This window comes from Salipiger bermudensis HTCC2601 (assembly GCF_000153725.1).
Taxonomy (GTDB): Bacteria; Pseudomonadota; Alphaproteobacteria; order Rhodobacterales; family Rhodobacteraceae; genus Salipiger; species Salipiger bermudensis.
Map to the genome: position 1 here is coordinate 2,895,987 of NZ_DS022276.1, position 17,932 is coordinate 2,913,918.

Genomic DNA, 17,932 nt, shown 5'->3' on the forward strand with positions numbered 1-17,932 from the left:
TAAAACGTTTTAATAACTCAAAAGGCGCGATTTCTTGATGACGCCGACCGAACAGGCGGAAACAAGCGTCTAGCGACGAAAAAACAGGCGGAGTTTGAATGGCGATGGGCGCAGACGGTCCCCGCAAACGGGCAACCATCAAGGACGTGGCGCAGGCGGCCGGGGTGTCTCCGGGCACGGTCTCCAACGCGCTCAGCGGGAAGCGGCGGGTCGATTCGGCGACGCAGGCGCGGATCACGGCGGCGATCGAGCGGCTGGGTTACGTGCCCAACCTCGCGGCACGGGGCATGCGGACCGGGCGGGCGGGCACCATCGCGATCTTCTCCTCGATGCCGACCGCCGTCGCCGCAGGCGCAGCCCGGCTCGGCTTCCTGATGGAGATCGCCGCCTCCGCCGCGATTGCCGCGCTCGAGAGCAACACCGCCCTGTTGCTGGTGCCGCCGATCGAGGATCCGGTTCGCGCGCTCTCCACCATCGCCTTCGATGGCGCGATCCTCGTGGAGCCCGAGACCGAGGATCCCTACCTGTCGCTGCTGGCGGCGCGCGGCGTGCCGACCATGGTCATCGGCCCTGCCACCGAGGACCAGCCCCTTGCGGTGCGGATCGACTACCGCCGGATGGCCGAAACGCTGTTCGACCACCTGCACGATGTCGGCGCCCGGGATATCCTGCTGGTCGTCGGCCAGAGCGGACGGGCCTCGAACATTGCCTTTCGCGAGGTCTTCAGCCAGCGCAGCACGGCGCACGGTCTGCCGGGGCAGGAAATCGTCCTGCCGGAGGCCGAGGCGGAGCGCGGCGCGCAGGCGGCGCTGCGCGCGCACGTGGCCGAGTTCGGTGCCCCGGACGCGGTGCTCGTGCCCATCGACGCCATGGCCACCGGTGTCATGGCCGCACTGAGGGAGCTCGGGTTAAGGGTGCCGGGCGATGTGTGCGTCGCGACCCGCTACGACGGCATCCGGGCGCGCAGCGAGAGCCCGGCGCTGACCTCGCTCGACCTGCATCTCGATCAGGTTGCCGAGCTTGCGGCCCGGGGCCTTGTCGGCGCGCTGGATACCGGCGCCGGCGCGATGGTCGTCGATGCACCCGAGCCGGACCTGCTGGTGCGGGGCTCGACGGTTTTGTCCTGACGCCCCTTGCCCGGGGGGCTTGGCAGGCCTTGCCCGCAAACGAGGGGAGGCGGGCGCTTGAAGGGGAGGCGGCGCTGGTTTATGTCCCCCTGACCACAGTTTTCCCGAAAAGAGACCGCCATGCGTGCCGAGACCCAGAAGACCGTCGAAAAGATCGAGAAGTCGCTCGACCTGCTTGGCCAGCGGCTCGACTGGGAGACCGCGCCGCACCGGCTCGAGGAATTCAACGCCCGCGTCGAGGATCCCAACCTCTGGGACGATCCGCAGGCGGCACAGAAGCTGATGCGCGACCGCCAGTTCCTCGTCGATGCGATGGAGACCTATACCTCGATCAAGCAGGAGCTGTCGGACAATGTCGAGCTGATCGAGCTTGGCGAGATGGAAGAGGATGACGAGGTCGTCTCCGAGGCCGAGGGCGCGCTCAAGGCACTGGCAGAGAAGGCCGGCCAGAAAGAGCTCGAGGCGCTGCTCGACGGCGAGGCCGATGGCAACGACACCTTCCTCGAGATCAATGCCGGCGCGGGCGGCACCGAGGCCTGCGACTGGGCCGCGATGCTGCAGCGGATGTACGTGCGCTGGGCCGAGAAGCGCGGCTACGAGGTCGAGCTGCAATCGGAGGAAGCGGGCGCCGAGGCGGGCATCAAGTCGGTGGCCTACAAGATTTCCGGCACCAACGCCTATGGCTGGCTGAAATCCGAGAGCGGCGTGCACCGGCTGGTGCGGATCTCGCCCTTCGGCAAGGGCACGCGCGAAACCTCTTTCGCGTCGGTCTGGGTCTACCCTGTGGTCGACGACAACATCGAGATCGACGTGAACCCGTCGGATATCCGGGTCGACACCTACCGCTCCTCGGGCGCCGGTGGTCAGCACGTGAACACCACCGACTCGGCGGTTCGGATCACCCACATGCCCACCGGCATCGTGGTGACCAGCTCGGAGAAGTCGCAGCACCAGAACCGCGACATCGCCATGAAGGCGCTGAAATCGCGGCTCTACCAGATGGAGCTTGACCGCCGTAACGCCGAGATCAACGCCCAGCACGAGGCCAAGGGCGATGCCGGCTGGGGCAACCAGATCCGCTCCTACGTGCTGCAGCCCTACCAGATGGTGAAGGACCTGCGCACCAGCCACGAGACCTCGGACACCCAAGGCGTGCTCGACGGCGATCTCGATCCGTTCATGGCGGCCACGCTGGCCCAAAAGGCGGCGGGCAAGAGCCGCGCCGACGCGCAGGCCGACTAAGGACGGATCGCGCCCCGCCCGGGCGCTTGCCGCGGTGTCGAGCGCCCGCTACTCTTGCCGGAAAACGGCCAGGGCAGGGCGATGGGCAACACGATCATGACAGCGACCGCGGGGGCGGCCGGGGCAGGGCGCCGCGGTCTGTGGCTGATGGCAGGCCTTGTGGCTCTGGCGCTGCTTTCCGGCTGCGCAGCGCCATGGCGTGCGGACTATCCAAGGCAGCACAGCGTGGCATTCGCCCAGAGCGCGGACACCCGGCTCGCGCGGCAGGTGCGGGCGCTTGGCGATCCGGGCGATGGACGCTCCGGCGTGGCGCTGGTGAGCGACGGCCCCACTGCGCTGTCGCTGCGGCTGGGACTGACAGGGCGTGCCGAGCGCAGCATCGACGCGCAGTATTACCTCCTGCATGACGATCCCTCCGGTCATCTCTTCGTCGGCCAGCTGATGCGCGCGGCGGATCGCGGCGTGCGCGTGCGGCTGCTGCTCGATGACATGGATGCGGCAGCCTATGACGACATCCTGACCGCGCTGGCTCGGCATCCCAACGTGCAGATCCGCCTGTTCAACCCGTTCCCGCGCGGGCTTGCGCGGCCGGTGGTGACCGCGCTTGAGTTCCTGCGGGTGAACCGGCGCATGCACAACAAGTCGATGACCTTCGACAATGTCGTCACGCTGGTCGGCGGGCGCAATATCGGGGATGAGTACTTCGCCGCCAAGGACGAGAGCAACTACAATGATCTCGACCTGCTGGCGGCGGGGCCGGTGGCCGCCGAGGTCTCGCGGCAGTTCGATGCCTACTGGAACAGCGACAAGGCGGTGCCGGTGGCGGCGGTCTCGGACGACGGGATGTCGCTCGCGGCGGCGCGCGAGCGGCTCGAGCGCCGCATGCGGGCGGCGCTGCATACGCCCTACGGCGAGGCGCTTGAAGCAGGGCGGGAGGCGTTCCTTCCCGGGGCGGAGACCCGGCTCGACTGGGTTCCGGCGCGGGTGATCGCGGATCCGGTGGAGAAATCGAGCCGACGGGCGCGCAGCAGCGACACGGTTACCGGGCAGATCCTGCCCTATATCACCGGCGCGCAGGAGGAGCTCTTCGTGTCCTCGGCCTATTTCGTGCCGCTCCGGCAGGGAGTCGACCTGCTTGGCGGCCTTGCGGATCGCGGGGTCGAGGTGACGGTGCTGACCAACTCGATGGACTCGACCGACGTGCTCTCGGTCTATGGACATTACGCGCTCTGGCGCAATGCGCTGCTGCGCCGCGACGTGGCGCTCTGGGAGCTTCGCGCCGACAGCGCGCGGCCCGACCGGGATCGGCTCGGACTGGGGGCGTCCCAGTCCTCTCTGCATACCAAGGCCTTCGCCATCGACCGGCGCCATCTGTTCGTGGGCTCGTTCAACTGGGATCCGCGCTCGGTCTGGATCAACACCGAGATGGGCATCCTGATCGACAGTCCCGCGCTGGCAACCGAAGCGACAGTGCTGTTCCGCAAGACACTTGTGGAAAACGCCTATCGTGTCACGCTGAACGACGAGGGCGACCTGCTCTGGGAGGAGCGGCGCGATGCCAGGACGCTGGTGCTGCACCGTGGCGAGCCCATCGACTCGCACTGGCGGGCGTTCATGAGCCGGGTTTACGCGCTCTTGCCGATCGGCGGGCAGCTCTGAGCGTTTCTGGCACCGAAACTGCGGGCCTGTCCTCGCGCCCCGGTGGCACGTCTTCCGCGCGCAAAGATCTTGCGCGAGGCCACGGGTTCCGGGTTACACTCGGCTTCGGAGGAGAGGTCGTGCCAGAGGGAGGTTCGCGATGCCTGAGACGCCGCAGCATGGGGTGCCGCCGCTGGGAGAGGTCAGCTTCGCCACGCTGAAGGAAGCGCTGCGGCGCGGGGGCCTCGACATGATGCGTGCGCCGGGCTTTGCGCTGGTCTTCGCAGGCTTCTACGTGCTGGCCGGCCTGGCGATGAGCTGGATCACCTGGGCCACCGGGCAGAGCTACTGGCTGGTGCTGGCGGCGATCGGCTTCCCGCTGCTGGGGCCCTTCGCGGCGGTCGGGTTCTACGACGTGAGCCGCCGGCTCGAGCGCGGCCTGCCGATGGACTGGATGCAGATCTTCAGCGTCATCCTGCGCCAGTCGAAGCGTCAGCTGCCGTCGATCTGCGCGGTGATCGTGATCGTCTTCCTGTTCTGGTTCTTTCTCGCGCACATGATCTTTGCGCTGTTCCTCGGGCTTTCGGTGATGACCAACGTCTCATCGAGCTTCGACGTCTATCTGAGCATGGAAGGGCTGACGATGCTGGGTGTGGGGTCTGTGGTCGGGGCGGGCTTTGCGGCGCTGCTCTACATGATCACCGTGCTGGCGCTGCCGCTGCTGCTCGACCGCGAGGTGGATTTCGTCACCGCGATGATCACCTCGTTCCAGTACGTGCAGGCCCACCCTGTGGTGATGTTCGCATGGGCGGCGTTCATCGCCGTGGCGACCTTCCTGGCGATGCTGCCGGCGTTTCTTGGCCTCTTCCTCGTGCTGCCGCTGCTCGGCCATGCCACCTGGCACCTCTATGACCTGATCAAGTCGGGCGCAGCCCCGGAGACGACCGGCGGCGCCGTGGCGGCCTGACGCGGACCCGCGTCGGCCTCAGACGAAGGGTTCGCCGATCCGCAGCTGCTTGCGGTGGAAGGTGGGAAGCTTGTCCTCGGTGACGTAGCCTGCGGTGCGGGCCGTCGCGAGCACCTGGTGCATGTCATGGCCGAGATACTCATAGACCAGCCGCGCGGCGCGGCGCGTGGTCGGGCTCTCGGGCGTGGTGCGCAGCGTGTAGCCGACCCAGTAGATCTTGGCGAGCGCCGGAATCCGCGCGAGGTAGTTGAACGAGCTGGTCACCGAGTCCCGCCGGCTCACGAGAATTGCCAGCCCTTCGGCCTGAGGCATGACCAATCCGCGGAATTCGCGGGTCGGCGCATCGGTTGACATGCCATGCATTTCCATCGCCGCTTTCGGTTCGAAACCGCGCAGGAAGGCGAAGTTGTCACGCCGCGAGATCTGCACCAGTCCCACGATGAAACTGTCGGGATCTGTAAAAGAGGCGCGGGAAAAACGGTAGAACCCCGACGGGAAATCGGCCTCGTCGATCGGAATGACGACGCCGCCGCCCACGAAGTCCGAGATATAGGGGTGATGTAGCAGCCCTTTCGGGTCTCCGCCGAGTTCATCGACCGGTTCGAGCAGAATTCGGGCATCAACGCCGAAGAATTTGCAGATCCGGTGAAGAACATCTGGACGCGGGAAACTCTCCCCGGCAAGATACCGGTTAAATTGAGTGCGGTTGATGCCCAGGTCGCGGCATAGTTGCGAGACGGACGCCGCAGTTTGCCCAAGTTGACGCAGATTCGCGCCAAAGACGCTTCGTAATTCGGCCGGACTCCGCTGGTTCATGTGTCTATCTGTCTCGAGTTGTATCCGGATCGCCGCCAAGGGCCAGGAGATTGTGGCTAAACCTTGTCGTCAAATGGGCGAAAACACACACAAAATTCCCGATTGACGCCAAGTAGCGTCTAAGGTGACGCTGCTTCGCATCAAGCTTTATCGAATTTGCCACAAATTGCAACCCGGAGACACGTTTCGCGGAATGTGATGTGACAGGGAAATGCTCCACCTTGTTTCACATCGAATTGTTGGGAACGTGAAAATGTCGCAGACGATGTACGGGGTTGTCCTCTGGGCGGACCACAAAGATCAGAAAGCTGTCATTTGGTGCGAGGATCACGGAGATCTCGCCCTCTATCACGACGCCGAGGCGAGCGTGCATGACGGAGTGTCGCTCGACGAAGGCGATCTCATCGAATTCGATCTCAAGCAGGAAGAGAACCTGCGCCTGGCTCAAAATCCCCGACGGCTGGCGCAGAATCACTATCCCGGTCTCGCTCAGGCACTGCGTCACGCCGATGCATCCCGAAACACCGGCCCGACGGTGCCAAATGAGACCGGGAACGTGATCCCTTTCCGGGGTCGCACTCCCGCTTATCCGACCGGACCGCTCCGCGCGATCCACGCAAGCTGATTTCCCGGCTTCCACTCACACCCACACTCACGCTGAAGCGCCCGGCCCCCGAAAGGCCGGGCGTTTCTACTTGGGCGCGTCGGGCATGGCCGCAAAGAAAAGGCCCGGGACGCGCGTGCAGGCAGCGTCCCGGGCCGTGACTGGCGTGCGGAGACGTGCGGTCAGTCAGTGCCGCGCGACAGCGCCGCGACACCGGTACGCGCCACCTGCACAAGGCCCAGCGGGCGCATCAGGTCGGCGAAGGCGTCGATCTTGTCGGGCGCGCCGGTGAGCTGGAAGATGAAGCTCTCCAGCGTCGAGTCGACCACCTGCGCGCGGAAGATATCAGCCAGGCGCAGCGCCTCGACCCGCTTGTCGCCGCTGCCATTGACCTTCATCAGCGCCAGCTCGCGCTCGACCGAGCTGCCCTCGGCTGTCAGGTCGTGCACGTCGCGCACCGAGACGATGCGCCCGAGCTGGGCCTTGATCTGCTCGATCACCTGCGGCGTGCCGGTGGTGACGATGGTGATGCGCGACAGGTGACCTTCGTGATCGACCTCGGCCACGGTCAGGCTGTCGATGTTGTAGCCCCGCCCCGAGAACAGGCCGATGACGCGGGCCAGCACGCCCGGCTCGTTCTCGACCAGCACGGTGATGGTGTGCGCCTCCTGCACGTCCGAGAAGGTCGGGCGCAGGTTGTAGGCCGAATGCTTGGACGAGCCTTTCTTGATCTGTAGCGCGGACATGGTCGTTCCTTTCTGGTCAGAACCCGGCAAGGCGCGGGTCGGCGAATTTGCGCAGCAGCGCGTTCAACAGGATCGGTCCCGCCAAGCCGATGGCGGTGCCGGAGACAAGGTGCAGCGTGGCGTCATCGCTGACGCGCTGCAGCGCCACACGGGTGGCGGCGGAAAAGATCGTGTGCGCGAGGAAGATCGGCATCGAGAGCCCGCCCAGCCAGGCCAGCAGCCGTCCCGGCGCACTCTTCGCCGGAACCAGCCCCGCCAGGGCCGCGCACAGGCACAGGCTCAGGGCAATGGAGGCCGCCAGGTAGGGGCCAAGCCGCTCGGGCAGGTCCGGCACCGTCAGGCCGGCCATCTCGATTGCGGCGAAGAGCGCGACCGCGGCGAGGCCGGCGGCAAGGCCGATCCGCGGCAGCGGCAGGCGCGCCAGCCAGATCCCCAGCACGAACACCGCGGCGTGGATCGCGGCGGGGCTGAACAGCACGCCAAAATCGATACCCGAGAACAGCACCAGCGCCAGCACCGCGAGCAACAGGCCGAACCACGTCGCGGTGGGCAGCGGCGTCCGGGGCAGGGCGCAGACCGGCAGGGCGAGCGCGTGCAGGATGAACAGCGCCCAGAGGAACCACAGGTGGTTCTGCGGCGGCAGCGGCAGCACCATCAGAGCCTCGAGACCGACCGGCGAATTGGCGGCGGCTCCGGCAGCGATCTTGAAGCCGGCAAAGACATAGGTCCACAGAACCAGCGGCCAGAGCAGCCGCAGCACCCGGCTCTTGAGTGCCTCTCCCAGCCTCCGTCGCCGCGCCCAGCCCTCGAACGTGTAGCCCGAGAGCAGGAAGAACAGCGGCATGTGGAAGGTGTAGATCAGCTGCTCGACGGTCGCGATGGTGCCGGGATCGGACAGGATGCCCGATCCCGCGAGCCCCAGCCAGCAATGGCCGACCACCACGAGCACGATGCCCACACCCTTGGCCTGGTCGAGCCAGGCCACCCGCGTTGCGGTGGGGGTGATGGGCGCATCGCTGCGCGTTGCGGTCGCGACCGGGCTCACCTTGGCCTCCCTCCGGCCGTGCGGTCCTCAGACCAGCACGGCGCCCTTGCCGGCGATGGCGTTGGTGGCCTGAGCGTCGCCCAGCAGCATCTTGTTGTGCGGCTCGCCCGACGGGATCATCGGGAAGCAGTTCTCGTGCTTCTCGACGAGGCAGTCGAAGATCACCGGGCCGTCGTGGTTCAGCATCTCCATGATCGCGTCGTCGAGATCGGCGGGATCCTTGCAGATGATGCCCTTGGCACCGAATGCCTCGGCGAGCTTGACGAAATCGGGCAGGGCCTCGGACCAGCTCGAGGAATAGCGCTCGCCATGCAGCAGCTGTTGCCACTGGCGCACCATGCCCAGGCGCTCGTTGTTGAGGATGAACTGCTTAACCGGCAGACGGTACTGCACCGCGGTGCCCATCTCCTGCATGTTCATCAGCCACGAGGCCTCGCCCGCGACGTTGATCACCAGCGCCTCCGGGTGCGCGACCTGCACGCCCACCGAGGACGGGAAGCCGTAGCCCATGGTGCCGAGGCCGCCGGAGGTCATCCAGCGGTTGGGATCCTCGAAGCCGAGGTACTGCGCGGCCCACATCTGGTGCTGGCCGACCTCGGTGGTGATGTAGCGATCCCGGCCCTTGGTCAGCGCCTCGAGGCGCTCGAGCGCGTATTGCGGTTTGATCGTCGTCTCGGAGGTCTTGTAGGTCAGGCACTTGACCTGCTTCCACTCCTCGATCTGGCGCCACCACTTGGCCAGCGCCTCGCGGTTGACCTTGCGGCCGCGGGCCTTCCACACCTTGAGCATGTCCTCGAGCACGTGGCCCACATCTCCGACGATCGGCAGGTCGGTCTTGATGACCTTGTTGATCGAGGACGGGTCGATGTCGATATGCGCCTTCTTCGACTTCGGCGAGAACGCGTCGAGCCGGCCGGTGATGCGGTCGTCGAAGCGGGCGCCGATGTTGATCATCAGGTCACAGCCATGCATCGCGAGGTTGGCCTCGTAGAGGCCGTGCATCCCCAGCATACCGAGCCAGTTCTTGCCCGAGGCCGGGTAGGCGCCCAGGCCCATCAGGGTCGAGGTGATCGGAATGCCGGTGGCCTCGACCAGTTCGCGCAGGAGCTGGCTCGCCGCCGGACCGGAATTGATCACGCCGCCGCCGGTGTAGAACACCGGGCGTTCCGCCGTCTCGATGGCCTCGACCAGCGCGGTGATGGTCTCCATGTCGCCCTTGACCTGCGGCTGGTAGTGGCCGACCGGCGCCTTGGGCTTCGGCGTGTACTCGCTGCTGGCGAACTGCACGTCCTTGGGGATGTCGATCAGCACCGGGCCCGGGCGGCCCGAGGCCGAGACGTGGAACGCCTGATGGATCACCGAGGACAGGTCCTTGGTGTCCTTCACCAGCCAGTTGTGCTTGGTGCAGGGGCGGGTGATGCCGACGGTGTCGGCCTCCTGGAAGGCATCGGAGCCGATCATGAAGGTCGGCACCTGGCCCGAGAGCACCACGATCGGGATCGAGTCCATCAGCGCGTCGGTGAGACCGGTGACCGCGTTGGTCGCGCCGGGGCCCGAGGTGACAAGCGCAACACCCACCTTGCCGGTCGAGCGGGCATAGCCTTCGGCGGCGTGCACCGCGGCCTGCTCGTGGCGGACAAGGATGTGCTGGATGTCGTTCTGCTGAAAGATCTCGTCATAAATCGGTAGAACGGCGCCGCCGGGATAGCCGAATACCGTGTCCACACCCTGATCCTTGAGGGCCTGAACCACCATTTTCGCTCCGGTCATCTGACGTGTCATCGCGTGTCTCCGTTTACGACGTCATTCATTGTCTTGCGCATAAAAAAGCCCCCGAGGATTTCGGGGGCGCATGGGGGACCATTATGGTTCCGAGTTACCGGCCCATGCGCCATTTTCCTACGATAAGTACCAGACGATCCACGGCGTGGACTCCTTCATTGCGCCGCGGGACCTTAGGAGGATGGGGAGGGGGCGTCAACCTCGCAAACCGGCAAAAAGCGCGCGTTGCGTGAGATTATTTTTCCGGAAGTTGCTTTGAGGGGGTGATTTGGGACATTTTCAGAAAGAAATTCGACCCAATGCGAAATGGGGCAGGAGGGCTCACCCTTTTCGCGGGTCCGAGAGCGGGGGCTGATCCGTTCCGGGGAATGGCTGCGACCATGCGCCGAGCGAGAGGGATTCTCTCTGCTCGGAAGCTCAGCACGTCGCCTGCGCGGAACACGGCCGCAGGCCGCGGCGTCATCGTCTGCCCGACCCGAGGGGCTGGCGATCGGGCCGGATCTGGCGCAGAGGTTCGGGGTCGTTCGGACTTGGCTGGTCTGGATCAAGAGGATCGGGCGGCAGATCGTCCGCGCGGGACGGCGATGTCGCGTCAGGCGTTCCCATCAGCGAGAGGGCAGCAACCGCAAGGCAGCCTTCCGGAGATCGGCACCGGTCCCTCTGCCGCAAGCGCGACCCCCTGACGCGGTCACGGATCCGCGCGGCTTCGTGAGTTGCGTGAAACATGATATCCCGGCACACTGAACCAAACAGTTCAATAATGCCGAAGGGAGAGTGACATGGCTTTTTACTGTGCGAACCGCCTGAACTCGGGTCGTGATTTCACGATGTTCCGTGCCGGCATTCTGATGGCGCTGCTGGCGCTCGTGCATCTCATGGGCAGTCTGCAGATCGACGAGGGCGAGGTGGCGCGTGACGCGCAGGCTCACCCGCACGTGATCCCGGCCATTGCCGCATCGGAAACGGCAGACGCCGAGGCTGGTCCGCTGATCTGACGCAGGATCAAGCGCCGGACCGGTCCTCGCGTGGCCGGTCGTCACCTATTTCTCAGACATTCACCCCGGTGCCCTGCAGCACGCCATGCTCGAGCGCGTAGCGCGTGAGCCCGGCGGTGGAGCTGATCCCCAGCTTGCGCTTGATGTTCTTGCGGTGCGTCTCGACGGTGCGCACAGAAATATCCAGTGCCAGCGCCACCTCCTTGTTCGACTTGCCCTGCGCCAGCTGCAGCAGCACCGTCTGCTCGCGGTTGGTGAGCTGCTCGCGCCCGCCCGACATCACCGGGCGCAACGCGCCCTCGGCGCCGGTGCAGAGATAGCGCTCACCGGACATCACCGCATCGATGGCGCGCTTGATCTCGTCGGTGGGCACGTCCTTGAGGACGTAGCCCATCGCCCCGTGGCCGAGCGCGTTCGAGATGTACTCCGGCGTGTCATGCATCGACAGCACGAGGATGCGGGTCTCTGGGCGCTGCTCGAGGATCATCTCGGTGGCCGAGAGACCGTTCAGACCCGGCATGTTGAGATCCATCAGGATCACGTCGGGGGCCAGCGCCTCGAGCCGGTCGATCACCTCTTGTCCGCCTGACAGCGTGGCCGCAACCTCGATGTCGTCGTAGCTCTCGAGGATGGCCTCGATGCCTTCGGCCACGAGCGGATGATCGTCGACGATGACAACACGGGTGGGACGGGTCATGCACGTGCCCTCGGCGGATTGGCGGCCCCCTCTTCGGGGGGCAGCAGGTGGGACAGGGGGATTTGGGCTTCGATAACCGTGCCCGAGCGCGAGGACAAGACGCGCAGGCTGCCGCCGAGCTGATCCATGCGCTCCTGCATGTTGCGCAGCCCGATTCCCGGGCGTCCGGTGCCTTCCTCGGGGGCAATACCGCAGCCGTTGTCGGAAACCCGCAGCGTGGCGCCACGGCGATGGCCACGCAGGTCCATCTCGACCCGGGTGGCCCCGGAATGGCGCTCGATATTGGTCAGCGCCTCCTGCGCAATGCGGTAGAGCGCAATGCGGCCCTCCTGGTCGATGCGGTTGCGGAACACCACGGTCTCGAAGCGGGTGTCGATGCCGGTGCGGGCGTGGAAATCCTCGGTCAGCGCCTTGAGCGCCGGGCCAAGCCCGAGATCGTCGAGCATTCCCGGCCGCAGATCGCGGCTGATCCGGCGCACCTCCTGAATGGCGCCCGAGAGGTTCTCCTGCCCGCGCTCCAGCGCCTGCTCGGCGCGGGCGTCTCCGGTGGCGAGCCGGCGCCGCGCGATGTCGAGCGCGTATTTCACCCCCACGAGGATCTGGCTGATGCCGTCGTGCAGTTCGCGCGCCACCCGGCCGCGCTCTTCTTCCTGTGCGTCGAAGACCCGCTGGGTCAGCTCCTTGAGCTTGGCATCCGCCAGCCGCCGCTCGCGCAGGTTCATCATCAGCCCGGACAGGAACACGGTGAGCAGGGCGATGAGCGTGATCGCCCCGATATAGAGGAAGGTGCGTTGCACCCGCGCCTCGACCCCGGCGCGCGCAAGCGCCACCTCCTCGACGATGTCGTCGATCCAGACGCCCGTGCCCACCGCCCATTGCCAGTCCTGGAAGCCCAGCACGAAGGTGATCATCCGCGCCTCCTCGCCGGTCGAGGGCTTGGGCCAGAGATAGGTGTGATAGCCCGAGCCCTGCCGGGCGATCTCGATCAGCCGGTCCGTGATCGGGGTCCCCTCGCTGTCGGTCAGGCCCGACCAGTCCTTGCCGATCATCGAGGTGCGGCGCGGCGAGACCAGGTTGGTGCCGTCGTAATCGTAGACGAAGAACGAGCCGTCCTCGCCGTAGATCATCGCCGCGAGGATCTGGGCCACGCGGGTCTTGGCCTGCTCGTCATCGGGGGCCGCGACGCCGTAGATGAAGTAGAAGCCGTTTCGCGCCTGGGTGACGTAGTTGCGCAGCTCTTGCTTCTTGGTCTCGATAAGCGTGGTCTCGAGCGCCCGGATCTCGCGCTCGGCCACGGCGCGCGACTGCCACGCCACCACCGCCGCGATCGCCGCGGCGGCGAGGATCAGCGGCACGGAGGCGAGCAGGAACAGTTTCTGTCCGTAGCTTGGGCGCAGGCGGTCGAGAATCGAGGGCATGGCTTTCGATAGTCGGTGATTCGGGTCTGATCAAACCACGAAACCGCAGGCTTCCCCAACGGCAGCAGGTTTCAAACCTGCCGTTTTGCAGAGCTTTCGCGCAAGATTGCTGCCGGTCTCCGTAGCAATGGGTATTTTCGCGCGGGATTTCACGAACTAGTGTGGCCGGACTTAAACGATCCGCGCGTGCCGGAGGAGCGGTGTGCGCAACAATACCATGGGAGGATATTCATGGATCGTCGTTCCTTTCTGAGGGCCACCACTGCCGGTGGCGCTGCCGCTGCCGCGTCTGCACTTGCCGCCCCGGCCTATGCGCAGGGCAAGCGCACCCTCACCCTCGTGACCACCTGGGGCCGTGGCCTCGCCGGCGTTCACGACAGCGCACAGTACTGCGCAGACCAGATCACTGCCGCCACCGATGGCGAGCTGACCGTCGAGCTGAAGGCCGCCGGTGAGCTCGTGGGCGCCTTCGAGGTGTTCGACGCGGTCTCCGCCGGTCAGGCCGACATGTACCACGGCGTCGACTACTACTTCCTCGGCCAGCACCCGGCTCTGAGCTTCTTCAGCCAGGTGCCGTTCGGCATGAACTTCATGGAATACGCCAACTGGTTCTACCACGATGGCGGCCGCGAGCTCTGCGACGAGCTCTACTCGATCTTCGGCCTCAAGGCGTTCCCCGCCGGCAACACCGGCCCGCAGTCGGGTGGCTGGTTCTCCAAGGAGATCGGCTCGCCGGAAGACTTCCAGGGCCTCAAGTTCCGCATGCCGGGTCAGGGTGGCCAGGTGCTTGGCAAGCTCGGCGCCTCGGTGCAGAACCTGCCCGGCGCGGAAGTGTACCAGGCGCTGTCCTCCGGCGCGATCGACGGCACCGAGTGGATCGGTCCCTGGGCCGACGAGAAGGCCGGCTTCCAGGAGATCACCAAGATCTACTACACCGCTGGCTTCCACGAGCCGGGCCCGAACCTGAACCTGACGATGAACCTCGAGGTTTTCGAGAGCCTGACCCCGGGTCAGCAGAAGATCGTCGAGCAGGTCTCTCGCGCGTCCAACCTCTGGAGCATGTCGCTGTTCATGGCCAACAACTCGGCCGCGCTGCAGCGGCTGCAGTCCGGTGGCGTCACCCTGATGGAATTCCCCGACAGCGTCTGGGATGCCTTCGGCGCCGCCGCCAAGGAGGTCATGGAAGAGCCGATGGGCGACGAACTCTACAAGCAGACCTACGACAGCTACATGGCGTCGCTGCAGAGCTCGGCCAACTGGGGCAGCCGCTCCGAGGGCGCGTTCTCGGCCCAGCGTAACCGCGTCATGGGTCTCTGAGACGACTCTAGAGCATGATCGACGCTCCCGCCGCGCGCGGGGGCGTCATCGCTTTTCAACAAAGCACCTGCGCCGCAGCGCTCCCCGGGACGGAGACGCGGCCCGCAGGACCGGACACACCGCAAAAGACACCGCAAAAGACAGGGGCACAGGTCATGGAAGAGGCGGCCACAGGCGGAGCGTTCAGTGCAATTCTGAGCGGCTTGGCCTGGTTTTTCGGCAATATAGCCATGTCCTTCTACAATCTCGGCTACGCGCTGACGCATCCGTCGAGCTGGCTGGACTGGTCGGACAAGGAAGCGATCATGCGGTTCGTCTACTACGGCGGATCGACCGAGTTCTTCTTCATCGTTCTCACCACTTTCCTGGTGCTCACCGGCATCGGCATGTGGCGCCACAACTTCATGTGGGCGCTGGTGCGCGGCTGCGAGGCCTTCGGCAACTCCGTGGGCCGCATCGCCGCATGGGCGGGCCTGATCATGGTGCTGCAGCAGGTGGTGATCATCTTCGTGCAGCGCATCTTCGCGCGGCCCGACATCTCGTTCGGCTTCGGCCTGCCGGTGACCTTCGATGTCAGCTGGTGGTCGGAAGAGCTCAAGCTCTACAACGCCATCGTGGTGACGCTGTGCCTGGCCTATACCTTCATCCAGGGCGGGCACGTGCGCGTCGACCTGATCTACGCGCCGGTGAAGTACCGCACCAAGAAGGTCATCGACATGTTCGGAAGCCTGTTCTTCATGATGCCGATGGCGACGCTGATGTGGCTCTACTCGTGGTTCTTCCTGTGGCGCCACCTGATCGTTCCCAACCCCTCGGCCTCCGAGACCCTTGAACGTCTCGTGATGAAGGCCCGGGCGCTGCGCTGGAACGTCGAGACCATCGCCTTCAGCCCGAACGGCTTCTCGGCCTATTTCCTCTTCAAGATCCTCATCGTCGCCATGTGCGCCTTCATCTTCCTGCAGGCCGCGACGTTCTTCTGGCGCTCCTACCTCGAGTGGAAGGAAGGCCCGGAGAGCGAGGGCAAGTACCACGATCACGACCGGGTCGAGCAGGGCGAAGAAGCCTACGACCACGCCGAATTCTGAGAAGGACCACGTAAATGCTATTCGGACTCGATGGCGTCGAGATCGGCCTGATCATCGTCTTTCTCACGCTCTTCTCCGCGATCCTCTCGGGCTTCCCGGTGGCCTTTGCCATCGGCGGCGCGGGGGTGATCTCGTTCTTCATCATCGCGGCGCTCGACAGCGCCGGCCTGCTCGTGCACCAGGCCATCGACAGCGGCTCCGATGCCTACCGGGCACTGGTCGCGACCGGCGTGCGCGAGGACTCGATCTCGATCTTCCGCTACCCGGACCTGCCACGCTACGCGATGCCGGTTTTCGAGCGGGGCTGGGAGGTCGCGCTCGACCGCAACGTGTCGTTCATCGTCAACCGCATCAACGAGCGCGTCATCGCCGGCGCCAGCATCGAGACGCTGCTGGCGGTGCTGATGTTCGTGATGATGGGCATCGTGCTCGAGCGGTCCAAGATCGCCGACGACCTGCTCAAGACCATGGCGCGGGTGTTCGGCCCGCTGCCTGGCGGCCTTGCGGTGTCGATCGTGGTTGTGGGTGCCTTCCTTGCCGCCTCCACCGGCATCGTCGGCGCCACCGTGGTCACCATGGGCCTGCTGGCCCTGCCGACCATGCTGCGCAACAACTACTCGCCCGAGCTTGCCACCGGCGTCATCGCCGCGTCGGGCACGCTGGGCCAGATCATCCCGCCATCCATCGTGATCGTGCTTCTGGGCACGCTGGCGGGCGATCTCTACTCCACCGCGCAGGAGGCCCGGGCGCAGTCCATGGGCTGCACCGACGCGCTGACCTATCTCGGTGAGCCTGCTGTGGTCTCGGTCGGGACGCTGTTCCAGGCGGCGCTGCTGCCGGGCATCCTGCTCGCCGGTCTCTACGCGCTCTATGCCTTCGGCTTCGCGATGCTGAACCCGTCCAAGGCGCCGCCGGTGCATGGCTCGGGCGGCATGGGCGAGCCGGTGACCCGCGGCGAGGCCTTCACCTGGTATCTCGGTGTGCCGCTGCTGCTGATCGTGGCGACCATCGGCTTCAGCCAGATCAACGTGGTGGGCAGCCAGTCGACCGTGGTGTCGAGCTTCTCCGAAGCCGGCCAGGCCGCCAGCCTGCGCACCAATGTCGGTGAGCAGTGCCAGGCGGCGATGATCGAGCTGCACGGCCAGAGCGCCTGGGACCAGGCCGTTGCCGAGCAGGCCGAGATCGAGGCCGCGGGCGGCGTCGACACCGGCCACCGCCTCTCGGAAGAGGAGCGGGCCGCCGCAACCGCGGCCAAGATCGCGGGTGCCGCGCCCATCGGCACCGGCATCGCGATCCTGACGGTGCTGCTCGGCATCACCCTGGCCTGGGGCCGGGCGGTGTCGCCCAGCTCCGAGCCGCTGCCGCTGCAGATCGGCGCCGCCGGTCTGGCGCTGGGGCTGGTGATGGACGCGCTGTTCATCACGCCCACGACCTCTTCGGGGGCGACGGTGGTTCTGATGGCTGTGCCGTGGCTGCTGGCGCTCTACGGCTGCAAGCACGCGGCGCAGCGCCTGTCGCAGAACGAGCTGATCCGCGTGGTGTTCCCGCCGCTGGTGCTGATCGTGGCGGTGCTGGGCTCGATCCTCGGCGGCATCACCAACCCGACGCCCGCCGCGGCGCTGGGGGCGGCCGGTGCCATCATGCTCGCGGCCTATCGCAAGCTGCGCGAGGATGACCGCTCGCCGAAGATCATCCTGTGGTCGACCTTCGCGGTGATCATCATGATCCTCGTCGGCACCAACTTCGACCTGCGGGTCAATGCCGAGGAGGTCAGCGCCGAGAGCTGGATTGCCTTCATCGTGGCGCAGGCGGCGTATCTCTACGCGCTGTTCGGCCTGTTCTTCGCCTGCTGGGTGCTGTTCAAGGCCGGGGTCTTGGGACCGGCGGTGCGCGAGACGGCGAAGGTCACATCGATGGTGTTCACCATCCTCGTGGCCTCGCAGCTGCTGAACCTCGTGGTGATCTCCTTCGGGGGCGAGCATTACATCCAGCAGTTCCTTCAGAGCTTCGACAACGAGCACAAGGTGTTCCTCGTGGTGATGCTGGTGCTCTTCGTGCTGGGCTTCGTGCTGGACTTCCTCGAGATCATCTACATCGTGGTGCCGATCGTGGGGCCGGTGATCTATGGCGGCTCGTTCGATCCGAAATGGGTGACCATCATGATCGCGGTGAACCTGCAGACCTCGTTCCTCACGCCGCCCTTCGGCTTCGCGCTGTTCTACCTGCGCGGCGTGGCACCTGCGAGCGTGACCACCGGCCACATCTACCGCGGCGTGCTGCCCTTCGTGGCGATCCAGGTGGCGGGGCTGGCACTGCTGTGGTTCCTGCCGGGCATCGTGACGATCGTTCCGGACCTGATCCCGAACTGATCAAGTCAGCTCCGGCAAAAGAAAAAGAGCGGGCCCTCGGGTCCGCTCTTCTCGTTTGGATCACTTCTGTCCTGGGCCGGCAGG

At 65.8% G+C, this 17,932-nt stretch carries 15 protein-coding genes; 9 read left to right on the forward strand and 6 right to left on the reverse strand.

The annotated features are described in order from the left end of the window. Nucleotides 1–98 precede the first annotated feature (98 nt). The 4 genes from R2601_RS13620 (at nucleotide 99) to R2601_RS13635 (ending at nucleotide 4,974) form a co-directional block, all read left to right on the forward strand. A complete protein-coding gene (locus R2601_RS13620) occupies nucleotides 99–1,127 on the forward strand; it encodes a LacI family DNA-binding transcriptional regulator (protein ID WP_007799313.1) in 1,029 nt (342 codons plus the stop codon). Between the two features lie 120 nt (nucleotides 1,128–1,247). Next, entirely contained in the window at nucleotides 1,248–2,369 is a 1,122-nt protein-coding gene (gene prfB / locus R2601_RS13625; protein ID WP_007799315.1) for a peptide chain release factor 2, read from the forward strand. 225 nt (nucleotides 2,370–2,594) lie between these two features. Next, nucleotides 2,595–4,028: a phospholipase D family protein gene (locus R2601_RS13630; protein WP_195903855.1), complete on the forward strand. Its 1,434-nt coding sequence runs from the start codon at nucleotides 2,595–2,597 to the stop codon at nucleotides 4,026–4,028. A 139-nt stretch (nucleotides 4,029–4,167) separates the two neighbouring features. Next, entirely contained in the window at nucleotides 4,168–4,974 is an 807-nt protein-coding gene (locus R2601_RS13635) for a DUF2189 domain-containing protein (RefSeq protein WP_007799318.1), read from the forward strand. 18 nt (nucleotides 4,975–4,992) lie between these two features. Here R2601_RS13635 and R2601_RS13640 read toward each other — a convergent pair whose 3' ends face one another. Beyond that, entirely contained in the window at nucleotides 4,993–5,790 is a 798-nt protein-coding gene (locus R2601_RS13640; protein ID WP_040544721.1) for a helix-turn-helix domain-containing protein, read from the reverse strand. A 253-nt stretch (nucleotides 5,791–6,043) separates the two neighbouring features. Here R2601_RS13640 and R2601_RS26650 point away from each other — a divergent pair, with 253 nt between their 5' ends. Further along, the gene (locus R2601_RS26650; protein WP_007799321.1) at nucleotides 6,044–6,415 is read left to right on the forward strand and encodes a hypothetical protein; all 372 of its coding nucleotides are present in this window, start codon (nucleotides 6,044–6,046) and stop codon (nucleotides 6,413–6,415) included. Nucleotides 6,416–6,576: 161 nt separating this feature from the next. Here the strand turns inward: R2601_RS26650 and ilvN are convergent, their stop codons facing one another. From ilvN to R2601_RS13660, 3 genes are read right to left on the reverse strand one after another with little or no spacing between them, the layout of a single operon-like run. Next, a complete protein-coding gene (gene ilvN, locus R2601_RS13650) occupies nucleotides 6,577–7,140 on the reverse strand; it encodes an acetolactate synthase small subunit (protein ID WP_007799323.1) in 564 nt (187 codons plus the stop codon). 16 nt (nucleotides 7,141–7,156) lie between these two features. Next, nucleotides 7,157–8,185 (reverse strand): acyltransferase family protein, encoded by a 1,029-nt coding sequence (locus R2601_RS13655; protein WP_007799325.1) that lies wholly within the window; start codon nucleotides 8,183–8,185, stop codon nucleotides 7,157–7,159. A gap of 27 nt (nucleotides 8,186–8,212) precedes the next feature. Continuing rightward, on the reverse strand, nucleotides 8,213–9,967 hold the full coding sequence (locus R2601_RS13660; RefSeq protein ID WP_040544725.1) for an acetolactate synthase 3 large subunit: 1,755 nt from the start codon (nucleotides 9,965–9,967) through the stop codon (nucleotides 8,213–8,215). Nucleotides 9,968–10,746: 779 nt separating this feature from the next. Here R2601_RS13660 and R2601_RS13665 point away from each other — a divergent pair. After that, nucleotides 10,747–10,962: a hypothetical protein gene (locus R2601_RS13665; protein ID WP_007799330.1), complete on the forward strand. Its 216-nt coding sequence runs from the start codon at nucleotides 10,747–10,749 to the stop codon at nucleotides 10,960–10,962. A gap of 52 nt (nucleotides 10,963–11,014) precedes the next feature. On the opposite strand, the gene R2601_RS13670 is transcribed toward R2601_RS13665, so the two are convergent. Both R2601_RS13670 and R2601_RS13675 read right to left on the reverse strand, forming a co-directional pair. Next, the gene (locus R2601_RS13670; protein ID WP_007799332.1) at nucleotides 11,015–11,659 is read right to left on the reverse strand and encodes a response regulator transcription factor; all 645 of its coding nucleotides are present in this window, start codon (nucleotides 11,657–11,659) and stop codon (nucleotides 11,015–11,017) included. Beyond that, a complete protein-coding gene (locus tag R2601_RS13675) occupies nucleotides 11,656–13,077 on the reverse strand; it encodes a cache domain-containing protein (RefSeq protein WP_007799334.1) in 1,422 nt (473 codons plus the stop codon). The genes R2601_RS13670 and R2601_RS13675 overlap by 4 nt, the downstream gene beginning before the upstream one ends. 231 nt (nucleotides 13,078–13,308) lie before the next feature. Between R2601_RS13675 and R2601_RS13680 the strand changes: the two genes are divergently transcribed. From R2601_RS13680 to R2601_RS13690, 3 genes are all read left to right on the forward strand, one after another. Continuing rightward, a complete protein-coding gene (locus R2601_RS13680; protein WP_007799336.1) occupies nucleotides 13,309–14,394 on the forward strand; it encodes a TRAP transporter substrate-binding protein in 1,086 nt (361 codons plus the stop codon). A gap of 155 nt (nucleotides 14,395–14,549) precedes the next feature. Next, on the forward strand, nucleotides 14,550–15,479 hold the full coding sequence (locus tag R2601_RS13685) for a TRAP transporter small permease subunit (protein ID WP_007799338.1): 930 nt from the start codon (nucleotides 14,550–14,552) through the stop codon (nucleotides 15,477–15,479). 14 nt (nucleotides 15,480–15,493) lie between these two features. Further along, the gene (locus tag R2601_RS13690; protein ID WP_007799339.1) at nucleotides 15,494–17,848 is read left to right on the forward strand and encodes a TRAP transporter large permease subunit; all 2,355 of its coding nucleotides are present in this window, start codon (nucleotides 15,494–15,496) and stop codon (nucleotides 17,846–17,848) included. Nucleotides 17,849–17,932: the final 84 nt, after the last annotated feature.